General features: G+C 61.3%; 24 protein-coding genes and 4 tRNA genes. 13 read left to right on the forward strand and 15 right to left on the reverse strand.

What is annotated here, in order from left to right; all coding sequences use genetic code 11:
* Positions 1-16: 16 nt before the first annotated feature.
* The 4 genes from H2510_RS01140 to H2510_RS01155 form a co-directional block, all read right to left on the reverse strand.
* The gene (locus H2510_RS01140; RefSeq protein ID WP_186626575.1) at positions 17-181 is read right to left on the reverse strand and encodes a hypothetical protein; all 165 of its coding nucleotides are present in this window, start codon (positions 179-181) and stop codon (positions 17-19) included.
* A 44-nt stretch (positions 182-225) separates the two neighbouring features.
* Positions 226-465, reverse strand: a complete 240-nt coding sequence (locus H2510_RS01145; RefSeq protein WP_186626576.1) for a hypothetical protein — start codon at positions 463-465, stop codon at positions 226-228.
* Between the two features lie 153 nt (positions 466-618).
* The gene (locus H2510_RS01150; RefSeq protein ID WP_186626577.1) at positions 619-972 is read right to left on the reverse strand and encodes a hypothetical protein; all 354 of its coding nucleotides are present in this window, start codon (positions 970-972) and stop codon (positions 619-621) included.
* A 190-nt stretch (positions 973-1162) separates the two neighbouring features.
* The gene (locus H2510_RS01155) at positions 1163-2311 is read right to left on the reverse strand and encodes a DUF1524 domain-containing protein (RefSeq protein WP_186626578.1); all 1149 of its coding nucleotides are present in this window, start codon (positions 2309-2311) and stop codon (positions 1163-1165) included.
* A 426-nt stretch (positions 2312-2737) separates the two neighbouring features.
* Between H2510_RS01155 and H2510_RS01160 the strand changes: the two genes are divergently transcribed.
* From H2510_RS01160 to H2510_RS01180, 5 genes are read left to right on the forward strand one after another with little or no spacing between them, the layout of a single operon-like run.
* Positions 2738-3058, forward strand: a complete 321-nt coding sequence (locus tag H2510_RS01160; protein WP_261392665.1) for a WXG100 family type VII secretion target — start codon at positions 2738-2740, stop codon at positions 3056-3058.
* Entirely contained in the window at positions 3055-3342 is a 288-nt protein-coding gene (locus H2510_RS01165; protein ID WP_315901159.1) for a WXG100 family type VII secretion target, read from the forward strand. The genes H2510_RS01160 and H2510_RS01165 overlap by 4 nt, the downstream gene beginning before the upstream one ends.
* On the forward strand, positions 3343-4767 hold the full coding sequence (locus tag H2510_RS01170) for a GH-E family nuclease (protein WP_186626580.1): 1425 nt from the start codon (positions 3343-3345) through the stop codon (positions 4765-4767).
* A complete protein-coding gene (locus H2510_RS01175; RefSeq protein WP_186626581.1) occupies positions 4768-5184 on the forward strand; it encodes an ankyrin repeat domain-containing protein in 417 nt (138 codons plus the stop codon).
* Positions 5181-5597 carry a YbaB/EbfC family nucleoid-associated protein gene (locus H2510_RS01180; RefSeq protein ID WP_186626582.1) on the forward strand — a complete coding sequence of 139 codons (417 nt, stop codon included), beginning with the start codon at positions 5181-5183 and terminating at the stop codon, positions 5595-5597. The genes H2510_RS01175 and H2510_RS01180 overlap by 4 nt, the downstream gene beginning before the upstream one ends.
* Before the next feature lie 774 nt (positions 5598-6371).
* On the opposite strand, the gene H2510_RS01185 is transcribed toward H2510_RS01180, so the two are convergent.
* From H2510_RS01185 to H2510_RS01220, 8 genes are all read right to left on the reverse strand, one after another.
* Positions 6372-6656 (reverse strand): hypothetical protein, encoded by a 285-nt coding sequence (locus H2510_RS01185; protein ID WP_186626583.1) that lies wholly within the window; start codon positions 6654-6656, stop codon positions 6372-6374.
* 834 nt (positions 6657-7490) lie between these two features.
* Complete coding sequence (locus tag H2510_RS01190; protein ID WP_186626584.1) at positions 7491-8966, reverse strand: amidase; 1476 nt, start codon at positions 8964-8966, stop codon at positions 7491-7493.
* A gap of 483 nt (positions 8967-9449) precedes the next feature.
* Positions 9450-9944 carry a hypothetical protein gene (locus H2510_RS01195; RefSeq protein WP_186626585.1) on the reverse strand — a complete coding sequence of 165 codons (495 nt, stop codon included), beginning with the start codon at positions 9942-9944 and terminating at the stop codon, positions 9450-9452.
* A 138-nt stretch (positions 9945-10082) separates the two neighbouring features.
* Positions 10083-10328: a hypothetical protein gene (locus tag H2510_RS01200; protein ID WP_186626586.1), complete on the reverse strand. Its 246-nt coding sequence runs from the start codon at positions 10326-10328 to the stop codon at positions 10083-10085.
* Between the two features lie 13 nt (positions 10329-10341).
* Positions 10342-10746 carry a hypothetical protein gene (locus tag H2510_RS01205; protein WP_186626587.1) on the reverse strand — a complete coding sequence of 135 codons (405 nt, stop codon included), beginning with the start codon at positions 10744-10746 and terminating at the stop codon, positions 10342-10344.
* On the reverse strand, positions 10743-11924 hold the full coding sequence (locus H2510_RS01210) for a TRAFAC clade GTPase domain-containing protein (protein WP_186626588.1): 1182 nt from the start codon (positions 11922-11924) through the stop codon (positions 10743-10745). The genes H2510_RS01205 and H2510_RS01210 overlap by 4 nt, the downstream gene beginning before the upstream one ends.
* 917 nt (positions 11925-12841) lie before the next feature.
* Complete coding sequence (locus H2510_RS01215) at positions 12842-14770, reverse strand: hypothetical protein (RefSeq protein ID WP_186626589.1); 1929 nt, start codon at positions 14768-14770, stop codon at positions 12842-12844.
* A gap of 1524 nt (positions 14771-16294) precedes the next feature.
* Complete coding sequence (locus tag H2510_RS01220; protein ID WP_186626590.1) at positions 16295-16435, reverse strand: hypothetical protein; 141 nt, start codon at positions 16433-16435, stop codon at positions 16295-16297.
* A 350-nt stretch (positions 16436-16785) separates the two neighbouring features.
* Between H2510_RS01220 and H2510_RS01225 the strand changes: the two genes are divergently transcribed.
* The 3 genes from H2510_RS01225 to H2510_RS01235 all read left to right on the forward strand — a co-directional run bounded on the left by H2510_RS01225 (position 16786) and on the right by H2510_RS01235 (position 18406).
* Positions 16786-17667 (forward strand): ParA family protein, encoded by an 882-nt coding sequence (locus H2510_RS01225; RefSeq protein ID WP_315901161.1) that lies wholly within the window; start codon positions 16786-16788, stop codon positions 17665-17667.
* 61 nt (positions 17668-17728) lie between these two features.
* A complete protein-coding gene (locus H2510_RS01230; protein WP_186626591.1) occupies positions 17729-17989 on the forward strand; it encodes a transposase in 261 nt (86 codons plus the stop codon).
* A 72-nt stretch (positions 17990-18061) separates the two neighbouring features.
* The gene (locus H2510_RS01235) at positions 18062-18406 is read left to right on the forward strand and encodes a hypothetical protein (protein WP_186626592.1); all 345 of its coding nucleotides are present in this window, start codon (positions 18062-18064) and stop codon (positions 18404-18406) included.
* 1460 nt (positions 18407-19866) lie between these two features.
* On the opposite strand, the gene H2510_RS21165 is transcribed toward H2510_RS01235, so the two are convergent.
* Both H2510_RS21165 and H2510_RS01245 read right to left on the reverse strand, forming a co-directional pair.
* Positions 19867-20229, reverse strand: coding sequence for a helix-turn-helix domain-containing protein (locus tag H2510_RS21165; RefSeq protein WP_186626593.1), 363 nt, complete (start codon positions 20227-20229; stop codon positions 19867-19869).
* 153 nt (positions 20230-20382) lie between these two features.
* Positions 20383-20454 (reverse strand) — tRNA-Val (locus tag H2510_RS01245).
* Between the two features lie 233 nt (positions 20455-20687).
* On the opposite strand from H2510_RS01245, the gene H2510_RS01250 reads away from it, so the two are divergent.
* The 5 genes from H2510_RS01250 (at position 20688) to H2510_RS01270 (ending at position 21810) form a co-directional block, all read left to right on the forward strand.
* A tRNA-Gly gene (locus tag H2510_RS01250) sits at positions 20688-20759 on the forward strand.
* Positions 20760-20778: 19 nt separating this feature from the next.
* Positions 20779-20849 (forward strand) — tRNA-Cys (locus H2510_RS01255).
* Positions 20850-20890: 41 nt separating this feature from the next.
* Positions 20891-20965: transfer RNA gene (locus tag H2510_RS01260), tRNA-Val, on the forward strand.
* A gap of 321 nt (positions 20966-21286) precedes the next feature.
* Positions 21287-21616 carry a hypothetical protein gene (locus tag H2510_RS01265; protein ID WP_186626594.1) on the forward strand — a complete coding sequence of 110 codons (330 nt, stop codon included), beginning with the start codon at positions 21287-21289 and terminating at the stop codon, positions 21614-21616.
* Positions 21613-21810 (forward strand): hypothetical protein, encoded by a 198-nt coding sequence (locus tag H2510_RS01270; protein ID WP_186626595.1) that lies wholly within the window; start codon positions 21613-21615, stop codon positions 21808-21810. Before H2510_RS01265 ends, H2510_RS01270 begins: the two co-directional genes overlap by 4 nt.
* Positions 21811-22332: 522 nt before the next feature.
* On the opposite strand, the gene H2510_RS01275 is transcribed toward H2510_RS01270, so the two are convergent.
* The gene (locus H2510_RS01275; protein WP_186626596.1) at positions 22333-23244 is read right to left on the reverse strand and encodes a hypothetical protein; all 912 of its coding nucleotides are present in this window, start codon (positions 23242-23244) and stop codon (positions 22333-22335) included.
* Positions 23245-23289 lie beyond the last annotated feature (45 nt).

The raw sequence follows: 23289 nt of genomic DNA on the forward strand, positions 1-23289 counted from the left end.
TTTCTCGACTAGACGCTCACCAGGCCGACGCGATGGCGCGACTGCGCTGGGTGCGTCGGGTGCCCTTGCGGTGAGCAGGTACGTGCTTGGACGCGGCCGACGAGCGACGCAGCTCCAGACGGGCGCGCAACTGCTCGGGCGAGGCCGACGTGTTGGCGCAGGTTTTCTTCTTGGCGGCCACTGTCGGCCCCTTCCTGGGTCTAATTGCTACGGGACGAGAATTTTCTAATCGCGCCGGGCGCCCAGCGGATCCGGTGTCGGCGCAGCCACGCGAGCGAAGGCGACGATCGCCACCAAAGAGACACTGAATCCAACCAGTACCGCCAGTAGAAGTCGCCCGGCAGTCGCGAGTGTGCCGTCCAGAGCTATCGCGTTCGGTAGCGCGGCCGCCAGAGCCAGCTCTACGGTCGCGAGCGTGATCAGGATCCAGCTCAACGTCTCTCGCAGTGTCGGTGTGATGGTCATGATGATGTCCCCCCCCTGGACGAGTGTGTGGTCGATGGTGTCTGACGTGACCGGGTCGGTTGGTTCAGCAGGTGTACGTCGCCGGTGCAGTCGGTGGCCGCGGTGAGCCGAGCCGCTGTTTGGGCTCTTCCTCGGAGATACATTTTGCCTTGGTCAGGCGCGCACGGGTACCTCGATCGAGGTGAGGTGCTTCAGGTTCGCGAGTATTTCTGTGGCGCTGGTCAGCGACCAACCGCCGTCGCCGAGCCCCCACGTAATACCGTCGAGGTCTGCGCTGTTCAAGGTGACGGTGGTGTTGTGCTGCTCCGGATCCGCGAATTCGATGCCCGTGACGACGAGCTGGTCGGGGGTGATCTCTTCGAGAAAAGACACGGCGTGGAGTGCTTCCTCGATCTCTTCGACGGTTTCTCCGAGGTGGATGGGGTAGGCCTGCAGCAGGTCTGCGGGAGGTTCGACCGGCACGACCAGCAAGGTCAGCGCGGCGCGTTCGATGGTGGTGACAGTCATGGTGTTTCTCCTGCTCAGAAGGACGGGCGACTCGGAATTCCTGGTTGCTTCGAAGTTGTTCCGATGTTGGCTCCGCCAACTGGCGCAGGGTGCCCCGGTGAGAGCAAAAAAGAACCCACACCTGCCGGTGAGGGCGGAGTGCGGGTTCTGTGGTGGTCAGCAGTCGTGTGATGAGCAGGCATCCACGGCGTTACTCGCAGCCGACACCGTCACCGTCGCCGTCGAACTTGGTGCTGAATCCGGGCTGTCCGGCATAGATGGGGGCGGCACCTGCTGCACGAACTGCAGCGCAATTCTTATAGGACACGCTCGAAGGTGCAGGCGCCTCTACCAGCGGTGCTGGCGCTGGGGCTGGGGCAGGTGCAACGGGCACGGGTCGAGGAGCTGGCGCTGGTGCTACCGGAGCAGGTGCGGGTGCCGGTGCGATGGGTTCCGCAACGGGCGCGGGCGCCGCGACTGGACCGGCGCCGCCGCAGTCACCGAGGACGCGGGTGATCGCATCATGCTCGGGCTGAGTGACCCACAGTCCGTAAGCGGCCTTCACCTCGACCTGCCGAGCAACATAGGTGCACCGGTACGCCTTGTTGCTGGGGAGCCAGGTCGCGGCGTCGCCGTCGCTCTTCTGCTGGTTCGCCGGGCCGTCGACGGCCTGCAGATTACGAGGATCGTTCGCGAAGTTCTGTCGTGTGGCGGGGTCGAGTTGCTGCGCACCGGTTTGCCAGCTGTTGCTCAAAGCGACTATATGGTCAATTTGCACAGCGCTCGAGGTATCGGTGCCGCGGACGAAGTTGATGGTGGTGCCGGTGTATGTATCGGCCAGGGTGCCGGTCAGTATTACGCACCCGTTGGACCCCGGCTTCACGGTGATAGCGGTGAGGTCCCGGCGCAATAAATCGTTGCGAGTATCGCAACCGTTTTTCCCAAATTCGACGGTGACATCGTCGGTCCAGGCCTGCCCGAACATCTCTCGGTCGTACCCGGTCTTCGGGGCTCGGCCTTTGATCGGCACGGTCGCCAGCAGCGTGAGTGCAGCGTTCGCGCCGTCCGCGTTCTCGACCGCCAGCGCTGCCGGCACGGGAGCGAGCGCCGACTCGGGTGTAGTCGCGGCGGAGCTCGGAGTTACGGGCGATGTTGTAGCGGCGGCAGCGTTCGGAGTGCTGGTCGTCGTGGCGGATGCTGCCATTACGGCTGCCTCCTGCGCGGCGGTGTCCCTCGACCCGGTCGGATCCACCACACCGATGATCAGCAAGCCGGACACGACCGCACCGGTGATCCACGGCCACTTCCGCCGCCCCTTCGATACGGGTGGCGTCGGCGGTGGGTAATCGAAATCAGACACAGTGGTTCTCCCCCAATAGGTAAAAAACGTTGACAAGCGAGGTCGGTCGATACCGTATCGGGCGCTGATGGTGGCCGTTACGTCCGATATGCCCCGCGCAGCGTCATCCACTCGGTTGGGCTTTTCACATTCTGATGGTGGGAGCAAGAATTTCGGTGAGCTGCTTTTCTCATTGATAGTGCGGCGTGAGTGTCGACGGTCGGATCGCAGGTCGAGTCAACAGAGTCGAGCCCCACGCTGGATCTCCGACTCGGCGGTGTCTCCACCGTAGCGGCGGAGGCGTGGCGGAACGGACGCTCAAAGCTTCGGCGGGGAACTGCAACGTGGTCGCTGGCAGCAATCGGGGTTATTCAACCCCAAAGGATGGAACCGATCGAGGCCAGCCTGCGTCCAAGTCAATGTAGATGCAGACGATTTGGAGGCAGCTTGTCCGACAACTTGCAGGTCGATACACACCAGATTCGAGAAGCGTCACGACAAGCCGACCAAAAGGCCCAAGCGATTCGTGATGAACTTCGACGTCTCGACTCCACTATCGGCCAGGAACTGTTGGTGGACGGATGGAAAGGCAAAGCCGCTTCGGCCTACGACGAATCCTGGCTCGAGTGGAAACACGGTGCGGAGACCGTCGCGGCTGCGTTGGAAGACTCATCGGTGCAACTCGCGCTCACTGCGGACGCGTACGACGCGACCGAGGCCTCCAACCACTCTCAGATCGCCAGCATTCTCGATTGGGGTCCGCAGTGACGAAGTTCGAGATCGACCTCGTTCAACTCGACGGAGCCGTGGACACAATGGCCAGCTTTGGCCGATTCGTTGAGGACAGCCTCGCAGATGTGGAACGTCAGGTCTCCGACCTCCACCTGACCTGGTCCAGCCCTGCTGCCACAGCACAACGAGCAGCGCACGACCGCTGGGCAACCGGAGTCAACGAGATGCGTGAAAATCTTGCTGAACTGCGCGAAGTGGCCAGGATTGCTCATACCAATTACCAGGGAGCCGTCGACACCAACTCCCGGATGTGGCCGTAAATGGCACCGCCGATCCAAGTCGACCCCGACGGGTTCGTCAAAGCCGCAGTCTCCTACGAGTCCGTCCATTCCACGCTGACCGCAGGCGTCACCCGATTGACCTCTGCGTTGGCCGGATGCGGAGGCTCGGCCGGGTCGGACAACGCCGGTCGCGAATGGACCAATGAATACGATCCAGCCGCTTGGGAAGGAGTTGGAAACCTGGGCGATCTTGCGATGGCATGCGGGCAGATGCACGACCTTCTCCAGTTCACTGGCGCCAACCATGGCAACGCCGACGCTCAGTCAGGGCCTGCTCCTGATCCGAACGCCGTACTGTTCCCACCCGGATCACTCCCGGTCTACCTGGCCGAGATGCCGCCCGCCGCCTTCGGCGGGTCGGATCTCCCACCCACAGGTTGGAGCATGGTTTCCGGTTACGTCCTGGGCGAGATGTGGCCCAACGGCCACCCCGACAGACTCGTTGCAGCAAGTTCGGCATGGTCGGCGATGGCAGCAGCGGCCCGTGCCGCGCGCTTCCAGCTTCCGATTGCACGTGCGCTGATCGCATCGCAAATCAGTCCGGAAGTGGATCAGGTACTCGCCCAACACGACATCGTTGCAGGGCAGTTCGATGCTCTGGCCGGATACTGCGACGCTCTCGCCACCGCGTGTACCGAGTACGCGGCCTCGATTGGAACGACTAAAGCAGCCGTCGGCCAGGCGCTGATCGAGATGGTTGCGCTGATCGCTGTCGATCAGGCCATCGGCTGGGGCTTGGCGATCTTCACCGGCGGCGGTGCCGCAGCGGCCGCACAGGGTGGAATGGCGCTGCTGCTCACCGCATACGGCGTCAGGATCGCGGGAATCATTCGAGGTCTGCGGATTCTCGTCGAGGCCGGACGCGGACAGATCATCGCATCGCAAAGCCTCACCAGAGGAGCCGAACTACTCGGACCACTGCTACGTGCGCGCCCAGCCCTCGCAGGGGCCGAAGGCGCACCACTCGCGCAGGGACCGTTTTCGACGTTCATGGGCCTCCGGCGTCCGCATCTCACAAACGACACCAAAGATAAGATCCTGGCTGACACTCGGGTGTGGGGACCACCGGGGCGGGACTCGAAAGACTTCTACGTTGTCAAAGCTGACGAAGACGTGATGGTGCCGATTAACAAAACCTACGATGACCAGCCGTGGGTGAAAGATCTTCCCAAGAGCGAGGACGGGCGTTACTACATCGACGAAGCCAATGAGGTCAGGTACCCGGTCAACCCGAAGTGGGAGTTCGGTCATGTTTCGGGTGAGGAGAATTGGCGGCTGCAAGCCCAGGCACAGCAGGAGGGGTGGACGCAGAAGCAGTTCGACGAGTACATCAATGCGAATCCTGACAAGTTCGCAGTCGAAGACCAGTACGGAAACCGAAGCCATCAGCGGGAGATGAAGTAGATGACCGAAACCGATCGAGCCGGGCGCGTTCCGCTGCATTATGCGGCACTGGATGGGGAAGTCGAGAACGTCCGACGACTGCTGAGTGAGACCGATGATCCGGACCCACGGGACTTGGAAGGCTGGACGCCTCTCCTGTTCGCGTCACGGGCAGCACGTACAGAGATCGTGGAAATGCTGCTCGACGCTGGCGCGCGGGTGGATGCGGTCACTGAGAAGGGGTACCCAGCGTTGTACTGGGCCATCGTCGGTTCGGGCAAAGACGCGGTCGGCACAATTCGATTGCTACGTAAACGAGGAGCCGACCCGACCGCGAAAACGATGAAGGGTTACTTCGGGTTGAAGAGCCCCATCGATCACCTTCATCGAGTCGAATATCCCGAGCACATCCGCGCCGAATTCGCAGACCTCCTATGAATGACTACCCCGATTTCCCTGACACGGTCAGGGAAATTCAGACAACCGCGAAACAGATCCAAGAAAAACTGGTATCGATACGGGGAACCGGCAGCACGACCGGCAGCCAGGCTGTGACGGTAGTTGTAGACGCCTCCGGCCGGTTGAAAGATATAACGCTAACTAACGCCGCACTGTCACGTCCGCGGCAGCTCCCCACGCTGATCTTGGAGGCAGCGGCGGCAGCAGAGTCCGACGCTGCGTGCAAGGTCGATGACGCACTGCGTCCACTGACTTCCGACACGCGCATCGGACCCGCGATGGATGCCTTCAGGCAGGAATTCGGCGCCGAGGACGAGCACACGCCGCCGCAGTCGGCGAACGATGAGGCGTACTTCCAAGATGCCAGCGCCAACGGGTGGATACGTGATTGACAAGTTTGTGCCCTAATTTCCCACCCGCACTACTGCATGCGATTGAAGTTCACTTTGAAGGGCCCCATCGTGGCATCAAAGGATCCCTCTCACGCAGCTATAGCCGATTAGTACTGCTCCAAGCTGCTACACGTGCCGATACCGGGACAGACTCCAAATCCGCGCATGACGATGCCGGCAGAACTCCCGCACGATCTGTTTACCGAAGGCGGTGTTCTGACGGGTCAGCATCATCGCCGTAGCGGCGGCCTGGTATACGGCAGCTACCAGGGGCCCTGTCGCTGCAGACGACTGCGGCGCTCGGTTCGGGCCGTAGACCGTCCCAAGCTCTTTCAGCACCTCCTCCGCGACAGACCCACTCCGAGACCTGTTGAAGAGGTCGACCAAGGCGGTCGATTGATATGAAATTTGGTGTCGAAGAAATCATGAATCACCCGGACACGACTGGGTGATTCGATCCACAAGGGGGCGGGCAATCGCTGCCCCCTCGCTCACTCTATTCGCTCAGATTCCCATCCTTCGAGGCCCAAGCTCTGGTCGACCCCGGCGGCGGTGAACTGCAAGGAGCGCTAGATCAGGTCTTGAAAGCAGATGTCCCGGTCCATGCGCGCTGCCGTTTTGTCGAACGGGATGGCATGGATCTTGGTGTGGCTTCTCATTCGATGTGGCGAAGGCCCCGTCGGGTGACCTGCAGTTCACCACGTCCTTCGGTTGCCCCGATGATGGATCCTTCTCATTGGATCCAGCGGATTTCTCGCCCGACCGATTTGCTGACTAAGGCGACACACCCACGATTCGATGCCGACGCTGCCAAAACCAGACAGCTGCCACTGCGATCACGGCAACGAGCCAAATGATCGTGATTAACAGGCCAGCTGCAAAGCTGTACCTCTCGAAAAGAGGTTGGCCTGCGGATGTATGCGCATAATCCCAGCTCAGGCCACCGACGCTGCTACCGAAAATGCCCAGCAAACCGATGGACAACACCGTCAAAGCGGCCAGAATCACCTTCACCATGAAGACCTGGTCACCGTTCAATCCTGGACGCCTCATTGTCATCGTCTGACCTCTCAGTGGTCCTAGACCAACCCGAACATCTCCATGCCGTTCAGAGTAAGCGCAAATAGGAGTCGTTGTGGCCCTAAACAGACCCGGGTTGAAAAATACGTCATGCAACAACAGATTTCGGCCAAAGTGGTGCTGATCAGATGACAAACCACCTGCTTATTGTCGTTGCCGACCAGAGTGTTGCCTCGGAGATTCCGCTGACCCGACACGGGGGGTACTACCGCACGAGTCGGCGTCAGGTCGTTCCACACCCTTGAGCTGGAACATCCACGGCTCGGTTGGTGACGAGAATACCGCTCCGAAATCCCCCAGTGCAGACCCTGTCGTTCCATTACCGAGACATCATGTTCGCCACATTCGATGAGAACTCGCCACCACACCGACAGATCACCTGAGAACTCGCAAGATCAGCTGAGAACCAACACTTGGGGCGACCTCGCTTGCGGTCTGGCTCGACTGAACCCATGGCCAAACCGTTTCGTTTCGTTACATGAAACGAAACGAAACGAAATAGGAAGGTAGTGCGGTTTCGGCCCCGGGCTCAGACCAACCCTCGGTGTCAGTTCCGGCCGTATGTGGCGGATTCCCAGTGAATATGGCGGCGTGATGGCGGAGCGGTTGCTGTATTTGGCGGTAATCAAAGTCGGTGTTGGATCAAGGGGGCCAGCAAAAGAGTTGCGCCGAGGACGACGTCAAGGCCGGTGTTTGTCACCGACAGTGGTGTGCCAAATGGGGTCTCGTGATGGCAGCTTCCAGACGTGGTCGTTGAGCTCGGACGACCGGTGCGATCGTTTCCGTCGCATCGCGGGAGCGGAACGATCCGGGCTAAGCGCGCCCGATGTCTGTCCTCAACTGGGGCGGCCGGAAGCCACCGATGTCCTGTTCCAGTAGTTCGGCCAACCGTAGTGTTGTGCGGTCTTCGAACATGGGCCCGATGATCTGCACCCCGACAGGCAGTCCATCGGTCGACAGGCCAGCGGGTATGGCAGTCGCCGGCAGGCCGGGCATGGTGGCAAGACCGGCCCACACGAGCTGGTCGAAGTACGGGACGGCATTTCCGTCGATGTCGAGCGTGCGTTCCAACAAATTTGGGTTGTGGTCGTGAGGGAACGCGGGAGTCGGAGTGATCGGACACACCACAGCATCGAACTCGCCGAACAACTGTCGCCACCCGTGACGGTGGATCTCCCGACGGTTGTTCAATTCGATCCAATCGCGGTGACTCATCACCATTCCGCGCAACCGAGCAGCGTCCAGGCCGCAGTCGTCGATACTCAATCCGTCGGCGCGGGCTCGTAACTGCTCGTAGGTATCCACAGGAAATTTTGCCGCGGAACCAGAGAACAGAAACTGCGTGTACAGCGACGCCGCTTCAGCGAGATCCGGCAGCAGCGCGCTGCCCCGTTCGATGCGGGCGCCGCTGGCTGCGAGCGAGGCAGCCACCCGATTCACTCCCGCTTCGACCGCCGCGCTCGTCGCTATCTGCGGATGGCGGTCGAGGATCAACACCCGAAAGTCTCGGATCCCGTCGTGGCGTGCGGGCGGGAGCGTCACGTCATGCGCCACTCCGAGCGTCAGGGGGTCCGGGCCGATCATCACCTCGAACAGGACAGTGAGGTCGCCGGCGGTCCGGGCCAAAGGCCCGACAACAGCGAGGTCGGCCTCGGTCGGCAGTGCTAGCGAAGGCGGCGGCGTCATACCCCGCATTGCTGCGAGGCCAAGAGTCGGTTTGTGTGCGTAGACACCGCAGAAATGTGCCGGTGTGCGCAGCGAACCGGCAAGGTCCGAGCCAATGGAGAGCGCACCGAAGCCCGATGCAAGGCCTGCGGCCGACCCGCCGGACGATCCTCCCGACGTGCGGCCACGATCCCATGGGTTGGTGGTGGTGCCGTACAGGTCGTTGAAGGTCTGGATGTCTTGCAGTCCGAACGGCACATTCGTTTTGCCGAGAACCACTGCGCCGGCGGACTTGAGGCGCGACACTTGCACCGCGTCCTGAGCAGGTAGAAAGTTTGCGTACCGCGGCATCCCCCACGTCGTAGGCAGCCCGGCCACGTTGTAGGACTCTTTGACGGTCACCGGAACGCCCAACAATTGCCCATCCTCACCGCGCGCGCGGGCCTGATCGGCATTCCTCGCCGCGTCGCGTGCGCGATCGAAGTCAGCGATACAGATTGCGTTGACCACCCCATCCCCCTGCTCGATCCCGGTGATCGCGGCTTCGGTCAGCTCCACAGAGGACACATCACGAGCACGCAACGCGGCCAACAGCTCGACCGCCGACGAATAGTTCCATTCCATGTTTTCGACGCTAAACGCTTGTCCCGATAGCCATAAAATCGCGGCTGGCACAATACATCCCGCACTTCAACTGCGCTGTGATGAACGGGTGCCCACGGTCGAGTGAGCGCCGGCGTCACTCGACGTTTCGCATCGACAATCCGCCAGATCCGATGAGAAGAATCCGCCGACGTTGCATCCGGGGCAAGTGGCGGACCTCAGGTCAACCCAACGATCTCCGCCACATCGGATGACAAACCACACTCGGCACTAAATCCGTTGCCCTCGTCGATGGCTGAGGCGGCGGCTAGTGCACCTTTGTCGCCGCCAGCTTCACCATTTTGGGGTCAGGCGTTTTGTTCTGCTTCTGCGCCGCTTTCACGGCAACCTTTGCTGCGGCCCTGCGAACGCTCGCACTGCGTACGGCACGAGACCTGGTGGGGTGCGGCATTGTTCATCTCCGACTCTGTCCTGTCGGCGGGGCGGCAGAGTCGCTGGCACCGTCTAAGTCGATGCCCAGGCTGCGGCGGTGACCACGTCGGCAGCCTGATTGATCGCCCGAGCGGTGCTCGCGCAACCCGTCAGCCACGCCGTGATCGACACCGGGCGGCCGTCCACGATCAGGGAGGGCTGCGGCTGCGTGAGCAGCGCCTGCAGGGATAAAGGGTGGAGGTCCTTCGCCACACGCGGCATCACCTTCTCGAGGTGACGTACCCCGCCGGCAGCGGTGAACTGGGCGGGCGGCAGCAGCCGGCTACGGCCGGAAGTGAACGCCCACAGGGTGCCGTCGGCCAGGCGCTGGCGGATCCGGGCGGCGGAGACCCCGAGGCGCTCGGCGGCGTCGATCACCGACAGGGAGCGGTGGATCAGCTCCTGCATTCTGATACCCCGGTCCAGCCGCGCTGCCGCGGCGGCGGCGGGATCGGCAACGAACCCGGATTTGTCGAGCAACGCGGCGTCGTGCTCGGACAGGGCCAGTTCGGCCGGGTGGCGGGTCACGCCACCCACCAACGCACGTCGGGGCGGGCCAGCTCCAATACGTCTTCGACTGGGCGGCCCTCTTCGACCCAGCACACTGCGCTGCGGTCGTCGAGCCCGGGCTGAGGGCTACGCAGCCATGTAGCGCAGGTCCACGGGTCACCGGACGCGCAGAGTCGACCACAGCGTGAGCAGATCCGGATGCACCGTCCCCGACTCGGTGAACTGCCAGGTGGGATAGACCCACCCACCGCCGTCGAGCTGGCAGGCGATGACGGTGCCGGCGGCGGCGGCTTTGGCAATGGCTTGGCGGCTCAGGCCCCACCACTGGGTGAGCCCGGCGGTATCGTAGAACGGACCGACGAGCTGGTCGTAGATGTGACTGGTCGGCAGCGCGGAAGTCATGGAATCGCGCCGTTCAGGTCAGCTCAGCAGGTGGGGTGGTCGGGCGTCCGTCTGCGGTGTCGCGGAGCCATTGCGGGGTTTCCCAGAGGCTCGCGTACATCTCAGACACCAACGGCCACACGTGGTTTAGACCGTCCTCGACGGAGTCGACGGCAGCAGCGAGGTCGCCAAAGAGTACGAACTCGTGGGGTATCACACGACCTGCTGAATCGCGACGCCCGAGTGGATCTGGAATGCGCAGCGCGACTTGCCCGTTTTCACGATTCCACGCCGTCGGCGCGTCGGAGAGGTCTCCGAAGGCCCGTTCGTAGGCCGGGAGCGGATCGCTCAGTCCGGCATCGAGAAGAAACCGAAAACCCCAGGTCCGACCCCGAGTGGCCCAGATCAAGCTCTCCGAATGTGCGGGGTTGCCACTCACTTTGGGTTCCTGATCACTTTGTCGTTGACACCCTGCTCGAGATCAAGTTTGAACTGCGTCAGCGTCGCTCTCAGATAGTCGTGCTTCGCCCGCGCCTGCTCGTTCATTTCCTTGAGTTTCGGTCCTACCAACTTGACTGCTTCTGCCAAGATCGGCAGCGCCATGGCGGCGACCATGCCTCCTTTGTCTACCTTGACTAGAAACTTCTCAATAGTTGCAAATTTTCCGTCGGCGATGCCGGCTGCGAGCAACTCGGCGCCGTCGGCGAGCGACTCGAGCACTTTGCGAGGGATGCCGAACTTCGCGGCCCACTGCACGCGCCGTTCCAGCGGAAGTAGAGACGCCACCGGGAGGATGAGATCGAGACCGACGCGTTTCGTCAGGTCGATGTCGACCGGCTGCGGATCATTGGACCTCAGCTCGAACTTGGCGGAGGAGAGCAGCATGAAGTCTTCGCCGATCGACAGGGCCGCCGGAGTCTCGATGAATTCGGCAACGGTTGATCGAAGGCGTTCGACGTCCTCGGCTGCCTCGAGGATGACCAGATCGCGAAATGTGTCGACGTCCCAATCTGGCAACAGATCAGCTTTCGACAGGGCCAAGATCCAGATACGTGGAAACTCGACGATGGGCCCGTCCTCGAGCAGGTCGTTCTTGAGTCGGAGAAGCCCTTGACGGAAGTTGAACATCAGTGACTTGAGATACAGCTGTTCTTCGCCGCGATGATCGAGCAGTTTCTGCCCGTCCACCAACAAAATAGCGACGTCAGATCGAAGTAGAGAACGGAAGGTGTCGGTACGCCGGTCTTGTTCTGCCGCGCTGCCCGGCTCCTCTTCGAACCATTCGCCCGGGTAGTCGTGCCACGCGAGCCGGAGGACGTCGAAGGGCCTCTTCTTGGCTGCGTCATTGTCTCCACCTTTGAGTTTGACCGAGAAGTAGTAGGTCGCGCTTTTGAAGCGGGTGGCCATCGGCGCAGACGCTTTTTTCTTCATGCCGAGGTAATTCTTGTATAGCCGGACCCCTTGGCCAATGTCATCAGCAACGAGATCCCAGAGATCGTTCTTGTAGGACCCCTCCTGGGTCGGGCCGAAGAACGACGAAACCAGAACGGTCTTGCCCGACCCGCTCTCTCCGAAGACTGCAATGTGCTGCTCTCGAACTTTGGGGAACTTGGCCATGCCAGGACGGTATAACACCACCTGCGGCGCGCTAGTGCTCGACTAGTGCCGATCGACCAGCCCACACCCGCCGAGCAGTGATGGTGAGCGGATCGGGGTTTTGTATCGGCCCGCCACCGCGACTCCGCTGCACCGAAGAACACAACGACGGCGTTCGGACCCGGCCCGATGTTGAACCTGGTCTGATACCGCAGACCGTCGAAGGCTGCCGCCAATTCTTGAGGTGCCGCGCACGGCGTCATGGAAACAAGATTCCGGGTAAAGCCGTAGTTCGCTGCGTCGTCTGCGCAGGTCTCGGCGCCGTGGATCTCAATGCGGGAACGCAATCTCGAAAGACGTCGCACCTTGTTGCTACTGGTGAGCTGAAGTAGTCCGTTCGGCCACAGCAAGTCCGCGCGCCGGTCCCCGGTCAGTATGAGGTCGCGTTCAAGTTCACCTGTACTCCGAACTCTTCGTCCCCGGACGGAGTATCCGGGAGTGTTTACCCAATGCCAGGACACGACAGAGCCTCTGCAGGTGCCCCATGATGCCGCGTGAGCGCGAAAACACCGGTCATTACATCCTTGCGGGTTACGTGACCGTCGCGGAAGCTCAACGGCTGCAATTAAATCCACCACATAGATCGGTGGTACGGGATCTGCGGGATAACCTTCTCGTCCACCTTAGTGCCTATACTCTCGGCGAGGCCGGCCCTCGCTCAGGACTTGCCGAATTGCAGGTGTTCGGTGCGGCCATCGAACGCGAGCCCGCGGTTTGGGCGGAAAAAATGGACGACAGGGTCGGTCGGCACATGATTGCCGTTGGACGGACCGTCACGCGCGAGTCCCGTGAGCAGGTTCGCTGGAACATGCTGTTGCCCTTGGGCTCACCTTCGACCGACCGGTGGCAGGCGACCATCAATGTTTTCACCCGCGTGATCAGCTCACGGGCCGTGGATGGGTTGATTCATCCTGTTCTCGCTGCGAACTCGATATGCGGGTGGCCGATTCCTGAGTTGTTGAACCAGCCGGAGGTTTACTCGGAGTCGCTGCCGGCGGCGGCTTCGCCATCATGGTTGTGTAAGGGGGATTTAAGGTGGTGTATAACGGACTGCTGCAAGCAGCCATCTGTGCCGCCCACAGCCGCTCAGAATCTCGTGCGTCGAACGAGGGCACGGAGGCCGTGGTCGACCAGTCGACTGCGTATTCGCCGGCTACTTCGTCCGGTGGCATTGGGGCGAAACGGGTTTCGAGCCACATCTGCCAAAGCAGGCGTTCGGCCCGGTGGCGGACGATACGGTCGGCCGCGACCGATTTGAGGCCGTGAGCAGCCGCTACGTCGTCCAGAGAGCGGCTTCCGACCTTCAAAATCGTTCCATTGCGTGTGATGAGTCCAACAGCGATCAGGTCCGCAACAATTGCATAGCCGTTCGATGGGCGGAGCTTCGCGCCGGCCAAGACGTCATCCACGGTGCTCGCCTGAATAGCGACCACCAGGTCATACACTGCGCGGCCGCGAAGACCCAGGACGCTCCATGCTCGATGCACTGGTTCGACACGCGCCCGATCGGTACGCACGCGGTCAGCGCGTCGGGATATGGCTGGTGTGGTCAAGGCGTATCGGTCGGCTTCTCTTCCGACACCGCGCTTCACCAGCAGTACAGGAGAACCTGGTGTCTCCCGCAGTACCTGCAGTGCCGACCACACCGTCCGCTCGGACATCAACCCGGCCGCATGGGACAGGCTCCGTCCACCGACAGCCACCACGGGTATTCCCTCGACCAACTCACCGGCGAGGGCGGATGTGTAGGCAAGCGCCTGCACTACCGCCAGTAGTACCGGGCGGTTTCGGGTACCGAGGAATTCCGAGTCGATCCACAGTTGGGCATTCGCCAACCAGGCCCGTCGGACTCCATCGTTGAGGAAGGAACCGTTCCCCCCTGTGTGCTTGTTCTCGTGCGCTGGTTGGTGGAATTGGTGTGCGGTCCGCGCCACCCAGATCAGGGCCTTGCCCACGTCCCGGTCCAAGGCTTTGACAGCGTCGTTGCCGTAGCGGGTGTAGGCGCGGGCGACGCCCGCCCATTCCGGTGTGGCCAGCGCTGCTTCGATGTCGGTGGAGCTGGCTCCGCGCAGGACCGCGTGGATGATGACGGATTGCCGTGCTTCCGATGTTGTGGGCCAGCGGGCCGTGTCGAGGGTGCCGGTGGCAGCGTAGGTCTCGACGGCGGCTGGTGTCGGTGTGCGACGAAGAAACTGTGGGTGCAGTCGACGATCTCGTCCGGCTCCCACGAGACGTCCGTCCTGGATCAGGGAGGCTGCAACAGCAGCGACAGGTGTCCGGTGCCGCGACTGGCTGACACCTCCGAGCATTGCGACCAGGCGTGCGACGACGCCGCGTTCGGATCTCAAGGTGAATGCATCGACGGCGTCGTCGAGTGAGCCGTCCAACTGCCGGTGCCCGCCTTCGCGGCACGGGGAGCCTGGAGGAGTGATGCAGCCTGTCGAGGCGTTGAGCATCGGTGTGCAGTCGAGCGTAACCAATAGGGCGGCGAGCAGCTCCATCAGTAGCCGGATGTCGTCGACTCGTAAGGGTGTGTCGGTCGCCAACGGGACCAGAACATGTCGCCCACCACTGGTCGAGCGGTCGGTGACCGTCCGTGCGCCGCACTCGTGCAGCCACCGCACAGCGCGTGCGACATCGGCATCGACCTGCGCGCGGGTGTGGTGTTTGGCGTCGAAATCCAAGGCCAGCACACTCGTGCGGTCGCGCTTGTAGATCGGCACCGCGGCCGGCGCCGACGGCAGCCGCTTCGTCCAGTTCTGACCTTTTGCTGCGAACTTTCCGGTGACGGGACTCCACAGCCGCATCGACTGTCGAGCACGCACAAGTGGAGACAGCTGACTCCACACGGTGTCAGGTGACGACGTTGAAGAGCCGACACGAGCACCAAACCTTGAACCTTCATCAGGGCGCGATGTACCCTGAGACCTGTCTAGCAACGACAGTCCCTTCTGGGAAGCCACGTGGAGCTACGAACTCAACGCGGCACTTTGTCAACAGGCCCTCGCTCTTTTGCCCAAGAGTGGGGGCTTTGACGTTTCAGTTGTTGTTCGAGACCTACTCAGTCAGTGGCAGAACCTCCTGCGACATCTCACGTGCAAGGTCACGGCGGCCAACATGAATGCAAAGTAGGTCCGAGACGTACTGGCTCACCGAACTAGCACCGTGCGCCGCAGCCTCCCTTACAAGGGCCTCATGGACGTCCGCTGGAAGTCTGCCCAGACGTTTGCGGTCACCTTTGCTTGGCCTAGCCATGAACCCTCCTCTTACCCCGCTGTGCAGTGTTACTGCGCGGCAACGCCAATAATTGAGCGGTTTACGCGTTCTCACAACACTCGAAGACCCCGCGCGAACGCAGGGGGTCCATCCAGTTTCCAGCTGCGTCATATTGCTGCAGTGTCGATTTCATCCTTTCGGGGACCGTTCCGAAATCTTCGATAGACGGGGCGGTTCACGAATTTGTACGCCGCCCCACGCGCACGGCACCCGGGATCAGCACTTGTGCCGGTAAGGATGCAGAGAGCGCAGGGAACCCAAGTGCTTTCGGCGAAATCCCGCGCGCTCAGGAATCGTGGTGACGGGTCGGGCGGAGCCTTTTCTGCGCCGGTACAACCGTTCGCACCTTGGTCCATAAACCGAATCTACTTCGAGAAGGCACAGATTGGCAACGTGAAGACCTAGTCCAATCTTCCTCAGCCGCAGGCATTTTGAAGCTTTGAGCGTCTAGACAAACTTATCCCACAAACTTGGAATGCTTGTATGACAAACTCGGACTCACCCGTTTTTGCTGGTCACTGCCACAGTCGAATAACTCGCTTCCCCCGCGAGACTATTAACGAGAGTTTACGAGTGGACCTTAGCCTCGATCTTTCTTCCCGCTGAGGTGTCGACCTGAGCAGCTCGGGATTATGGTTTTCGCACCTATCTTGCTGATCGCCCAACGTAAGGCCTCCCGATCTGACGATCCGGGTGCGGCGACTGCTCGGTTGATGTCACCTTCGTGCGCTTTACGGGCGACACCGGTGCTCGAACTCAGGTAGGACCGGAGCGGTGTTGGGCACGGGGGTCGGTCGCGAGATGTCACAAGTACCTTTCATGGTCATGTAGTGGACAGCGCGGCCTGTTCATCTCGCCGGAGGCGTAAGGATCCGCGAGGACGATGTCACAGCAAGTGAGACGGGGCCAGGGGCGGTAAGCCAATACATCAAGAACCGACACGCGAGGCCGATGCAGGCCGAATTTCGTTTCGTATCGTTACATTGCAACGAAACGAAATTGAATGAGATTTCCCCTGGCAGTACCACTCTGGGCTTACTCGGGACGTCGTAGGGTCAGTCGTCCTGCTGTGCTGTCGCGAATCCACTGAGGCACCCGCGTCCACTGCGTTCGCGATTGGCGCTTGACGCACGGGCAAATGCTGCAGCGACCACGGGCCCTGCAGCGTTGCTCTCACGTTCTTCATTGCCGGTCATCGCGGGTCCTCTTACTCGTCGTTCCAATTGTTTGCGTCCCCGGTCCACGGTCTCCGGTCATGTCGTCAGCAGACGGCGTCGGGCGGGGTCTACGACGGATACCGTGGTCGGATGCTCAATCGGCCCGCCACATCAAGGCATCCTCGGGCGGTGGACGCATTGACAAATACAGTTGCGCAACATTTTTAGAAACGATTGACCGGACTGGTCACGCAACCTGTTTCACTTCAACCCACGATAAGTTGAAGTGGGGCCAGTTCCTCACTGGTGGTGCACGCACAATGCACCATGGATTGTCGCGCGCAGCTCAAGCCTCGCGCGAGACGATGCGTCGAGAAGGAGAGGCTGTAGTGACAGACTCGATAACGAAAGAACTGACACGCGTAGTCACCTTTGCCAACTGCAAGGGCGGCACAGGTGCGACCTCCACGGCCGTAAATGTCGCCGGCCTCGCCGCGGAAGGTGGGTGGAGAACACTGTTCATCGACCTCGATCCGTATGGCAATGCGGGCCACGATCTGGGCTACTACTGGGACGGCCGGGGCGACTCCGGCAAGCTTCTGCGCGACGCACTGATGACCGGCTCCGCACTTGTGCCCGTCATCCCCGATGTTCGCCCCGGCCTCGACGTCATCAGCGGCGGTGAAGCGCTGGACGATTGGGAGTCGATGATCACCGGTCCTGCGAAGCGGTCAAGCCCCTATAAGAGTCTCCTCGCGGAGGCGCTCGAACCCATCGCCCCCGACTACGATCTCATCGTCCTGGATACACCGTCGACCCGTCCGGCGCTGATCCAGCTCGCGCTGTACGCCACCCGCTGGATCGTGGTGCCCACCCGGGCCGATCGAGCCAGCATCGAAGGTTTGCGAGTGCTTTCGCGACAGATCGAGACTGCCCGGGATGTGAACCCCGACATCGAGCTTCTCGGCGTGGTCTTGTTCGACGTCGCCACCTCGGCCACGGCCGTCAGGCGCAACGCGGCCTCGGACATCATGTCGGCACTCAACGGCGCAGCGCCGCTACTCAAAGCAGTCATCCAGCACTCAGAAAGCTCCGCAGTGAAGGCCAGGGAGAACGGAGTGCTCATACACGAGCTCGCCGACCAGGCCGATGACGCCGAACAGTTCTCAGAGGAACACGGACCTGAGAGCACATCCGCGCTTGCCGAGGACTACCTGACGCTCAGCCAGGAAGTCCTTCAGCGAATCCGAGATGTCGAACAGACGAAATGAACGAACGGAATGAACCGTCCCGGGTTTGATGCCGGTTCGTTCTTTGTGAAGGATGAAGCACATGTCGAAGCGTTACCCGGCCGAGCAACGTGAGCGTGCGGTGAGGATGGTCCTCGACCATCTCCACGAGTACAACTCCGTGTACGGCGCGTGCAAGGCGATCGGACCGAAATTGGGTGTCGGCGCGGAGTCACTCCGGCTCTGGACACGTCAAGCTCAGATCGATGCCAACCAAGCTCCCGGTGCAACGACCGAGGAGCAACAGCGCATCAAGGAACCCGAGCGTGAGAACCGAGATCTCAAGGAAGCCAACGAAATTTAAGAAGTCGGCATCGATTTTCTTCGCGAGGGAGCTCGACCCTCGCCGCCGCAGATAGTCCAGTTCATCGATCAGATGCGTGCACAGAACTACCGGGTCGAGTCGATCTGCCGCGTGCTCACCGAGCACGGCGTGCAGGTCGCCCCACGCACGTACCGCAACTGGAAGAGCGCACCACCGTCCGCCCGCACGATCTCCGACGCGTACCTCACCGCCGCGCTCCGGGACACGGTCGGCGAACCTGAAGAGCTCTACGGTCGCCGCAAGATGTACCGCCACCTGCGCAGAAAGGGCCATAGCGCGGCTGCCTGCACAGTCGACCGCCTCATGGGCTGCTTCACCGGCTCGCTTCGTGGCGATCTTTTGTCGTTCCTCCGTGCCCCGCAGAACCGTCAGTACCGAGGCCGGCAGTTTCAGTGATCGCCGCGCGTTAGCGGTCTTACCATTGCTCTGATCGATGGTTCGGCTTGTTACCCGAACCCTGTTCCGTGCGACCACGGTGATGCGTCCGGCGGTCCAAATCATATTGCGCGCCAACGCATTCCAGCTAACTCACCGCGTCGTAGCCCGATCAACGCCAGGTGCACCATAGGTGCATGGACCACGGCCATGTGCTGAGGTGACCGCGGTCCGCCGACCAAGGGCAAATCCGCCCTCGAGTGCAGCGCCACCAGCCGCGTAACTTCGCGCTCACCGAGTCGTCGGATGAGTCCAGCGCGCCCTCGTAGGCGTCGGGTGATCCGAGCGAAGCGCCGTGAACCGTACGTTGTCCATCTGCTGACAGCAAAGGATACGAAAGAAGCCGCTGCGACGGCCTCCTCGGCCGCTCGCACCACCGGTACCTACCTGAAATCGAGCGCTGCTGCTTCGCGGAGTCGGGCACAGGCGGCATTGCCCAGAACGACCTCGTTGGCTTGGGGTGAAACTGCACCACCACCCTCGCGCTACTGCGGAGGGGATTCCTCGAGGCCATAAGGTCACCGGAGGCTGCGAGGTGCCGGAGCCCGCGGTGTCGGTCCTTGACAGCCACAACCGAGGTGTCGGCATCCGTATGGAATGCAGCATCACGACAGTGTCTGGGGTGTCGACCTTCGCCGCCGCACCACGCGGCCAGCTCGTGCTCTCGTGACCTTTGTGGTCGATCGCCACCAAGCAGGATCCGGAGCACCTCGACGAGGCCGAGCACTCAGTTGGTATCTAAATCATCGTTCTCGCTACCCCATCGCCGCGATTGCCTTGACGAACGAGTCGACGATGAGCAGTCAGGGTGAGATACTTCAAGGCCCCTGCGGGCGTCTCGAACGCGCTCTTGCGGCTTACCACCCCGCGCATCCGAGTCCATGATGTTCACTGCGCGATGACGGATGGCGACTCCGGGCCCCCCAAGCATCCGCAGGCGTGCATACGGCTTGTCGACGCCATAGCGTCCAGGTCGAGGTATATAGAAGCACTGGTGGCCATCTGGCAGTCTTCGCCGCGTCCTGGCACGCTCGCAGACACACCCAGGCCTTACCCACGCCCCACTGTTAGGAAGAAGCGCGCAGTCGACCTTGAGTAGCGGGCCGTCCGGGTAGGGGCCCAGAGGTGGTCAGCAGCATCGGAGACCCTGGTGAGCCCGATGTCGATGGGCCCGACATCGGGCTGTAGCCGGGCCGCCTACTCACGCACCATCAGCTTGTCGCGGGCGGCAGCGACATCTCCGCGCTCTACGAGGTTCAGCGTGCCGGCCGACACGGAATCGGCGAGTCTGTCGATATGGCGCGTCAGCGAGGGACTGGCAGAGACAGCCGCAAGCGGCCATCGTAGTTATCGTTGCCCCAAGCTACCTAGTTATCTTCGAGGCCCCGTCGCGCTGCTGGCGGTGTTTTGTGTGTGCGGCATCAGGCATCGCCACCAATACCGTCACGGTGACCGTTTGCCAGAAGTGCACGCAAGCTTTCGGCCGGAATACGTACCGGAACCCCAGGCTTGCGGACGAAAAGGGTTTTGAGGTGGCCGTCGGCAAGCAAGCGCCAGATGGCACGCTGACTGAGCTGTAGCCGTTCGGCCACCTCAGACACGCTGAACGCCCGTAGGTCGGAGTACGGATCGAGGGGTGTCGAAGCAAAAGTTCGAGTGGACAAGGGGACTCCAGGACAGAAAATTCTGTCCGGCTCCCGCGCACTGTGGCGTCTTACCCGGCTAGTTATCGGGGGTATCTCAGACGACCCCGAGGCTTGTCTTGTCTGACTGCCAGCATACATGTCACGCCATTGCAGTCCCCTGACATGACACGGCGGGCCACAGGGCTTACCAGACAGCGCAGTAAACTGCTAAGGCCCACGTAGGGCCCACGACCCCCCGCTTAACCCTCCGCAAAACGAAGAAAACCCCCTGTTTCCAGGAGGTTCTTCGAGTGGTCCCGGCTGGGATCGAACCAGCGACCTTCCGCGTGTGAAGCGGACGCTCTCCCACTGAGCCACGGGACCATTGCCTGATCACGTCATGCGTGATCGGACGACGCAAACGTTAACACGGCTCTCAACCGGATCTCGACTCGGCCTTATCCCTTTCCCCGGACGCCATCTACGACCCTCGATTGCTGGTTCGTGCCACCTTTGCCTCTCAAATCCACTTCTGACCACGCGATTTGTGAGTTCGTCTTCCGTTGGTCTAATGTTTTGACCGCACCGCAGAGAGAGCAACTGCCTCTGAGGAGCATGCGGATGTGGCGCAGTGGTAGCGCATCACCTTGCCAAGGTGAGGGTCGCGGGTTCGAATCCCGTCATCCGCTCGAGGGACTAGGGCCCGTTGGTGGAGTGGCCGAGTGGTGAGGCAACGGCCTGCAAAGCCGTGCACACGGGTTCGATTCCCGTCTCCACCTCGTAACGAAGCGAAGGTTCCCGACCTTCAACTTCAGATCTTGCGCGATTAGCTCAGCGGGAGAGCGCTTCCCTGACACGGAAGAGGTCACTGGTTCAATCCCAGTATCGCGCACCACGTAAAAATGCAGGTGAGGCCCCCTTTCGAGGGGGCCTCTTTTGCGTTCCATGCAATAAGCATGCAATTGGTGTCTCATGCGAGTGCAGCGGTAGCCGAATAGAACGGCCCCGGATCGGGCTTCCCTCCCGATACCGAGGCCTTCGGCCCGACGACGGGACTATCCGCCGTGAACCGCACCGAGAACGTATCTCACTCCCCCGACAGGTTTGCTCGCCCTGAGGTCATCGCTGGCGTCTTCGCAGCCGTGATCTTGGTTGGCATGTACTTCGTCACAGTTGCGATCATGCGAACGATTCTGGCTCTTGGCTGGTACGTCGCATGAGCATCCTTGACGAGCTACAGAAGCTGAATGCGGTCGGTCTATCCCTCGCATGGATGCGAACCACCTACGGTCTCAGCACCGAAGAGGTTGCGGACGCCGCACAGATCGGTCGCCAGCATCTCCACGACATCGAAACCCAATCAGTCGAGGTCATCCCGACAATGGCTGCATTGATCATCGCGACACTCAGCGACCTTCACGCCGGCAAAGCCCGCATCCACTGCCAGCGATGCAACGCCTACGTGACTTCAGTTCATGCTCCCGCACCGCCAGTGCCCGCTACGTGCGCAACCTGCCGTACAGCCACCACAGGCGGCAACAAATGATGCTCGCAATCATCATGGCCCTACTCGCCACCCTCGGACAATCCCCCACCACCCTGCTCGACCACATACCCGACACCCCCGCAGCCGTCCGCACGTTCCTAGGTGACGACAACGCCGACAGCTTCATAGACGAAGACGAGTCCGGCTGGTCATGCAGCATCGACGGCAACCAGCACTGCGGGCCACCCCGGTAACCCAGCTCCACCTGCTCGTAACCCTCTGCGTTCCACCGTCGCTATCTGTGCGAGTCCGACGCAAACCGACCGCATCCTGTTGAAAGTGCTGACAATCGCGTAGTCCAGGCTGCGTGAGCTTCGCCATCGACTGATCCCCGATAGTGAGGTCACCTGACAGCCGCTCACACCTTCAAGTGTGAGCGGCTAGACGGCGTGGGTTGCGTCGGTCAGCGGGAGAACTGGGAGCGGTCACTGGGAGCATCAGTGACACAGGGCGTAGCTCCGTCCGGTGAAGCACAGTCCCGCAGGGGTCCGCGCTCTTACTCTCCAGCCTGGCCTCCCATCCTTCACAGAGCGTCCTCCTGTGTTGGCTTGTGGCTGACGTTTACGACTGTGTGCGTCTACGGGTCGTTAGCGCCGCTAATGAACGTCTGGTGTCTCTGCCAGGTGTGGATCGGCGGCAGTTGAGATCCAACACCTGACGCTATTCACAACTGCCCTTAAACCATGAAGCGGTTCAGGTACGAGTAGAACTTCGACTCACCGCTCGAACTCCTGGGTGCCAAATCCATAGTCCAACTCACCCTGCACAGGCGCGTGCTGGTGACTAGTAACCGCGAGAATCCTGCGTAGGACTCGAACACCACCCGCAGGACGCCGGTAGGTTTCCTCTTCCAACTCGACACCGAGAGTGTCGTCAGCACCAACTGCGGTGCGGCCAGACCGCACACCCATCACAAACCGTTGGTCGGAAATGTCGGCGGTGAAAGTTTCACCGTCTTCTGAAAAGCGCCACTTCCGGCCCGAATCTGTATTCAGTTGCACCGTTTCAACCTTGACCGTCGCCTGTCGGACAGACCGATCAATCAGGCGGTCCCGACTGTCCGTTCGGAATGCTGGTCGATCGTTGGTGTCCACTGTGATGCGATCGCGATCGGTTGTTCCGGAAATTGACACCTCATCAATACCCTCCTGGTCGAGAGGTTGCGTAAATCCGTCAATCGCTACTCGAAACGGGCCATTCTGAATCAAAACACTGGAGCCAGCGGGAACCGTCAAGGTGCTCCCATTTTCATCCTCGTATGTGATAAAGCCAGGCTCAAGCTCCCGTAACCGGACACCCGACCGCCCGCGAAGCCATTTGATTGTCTGGATCGCCCCTTTGACACTTCCCCATATGATGCCGGCAAAACTAGCCATGCCGAGAAGTCCCACAGACTGGTCCGAGTTGACTGCATCAATGATCAGGTCGATGTCGAACGATCCCTCGTTCGTCGCCTTTATGCGTAGAGTCGGAGCGCTGGTCCCGCCTTGCTTTTCAGGCGTCAGTGCTTCGCTGGCGTACTTGAGCGCGTCGCCGAGCGCGAGAAGTGCAGGTGCAAGCGTCCGCACCTCCATGACATGGTTGGCGAGGGCTTCGCCGTCGTACTTGACACTGAACTCTTCGGCCACGTGGCGAACTATAGCCATACTCTCACCTCGCTTCCGATATGACTA

Origin of the sequence: Rhodococcus sp. BP22, from assembly GCF_014281965.1 — a bacterium.
Classification (GTDB): Bacteria; Actinomycetota; Actinomycetes; order Mycobacteriales; family Mycobacteriaceae; genus Rhodococcoides.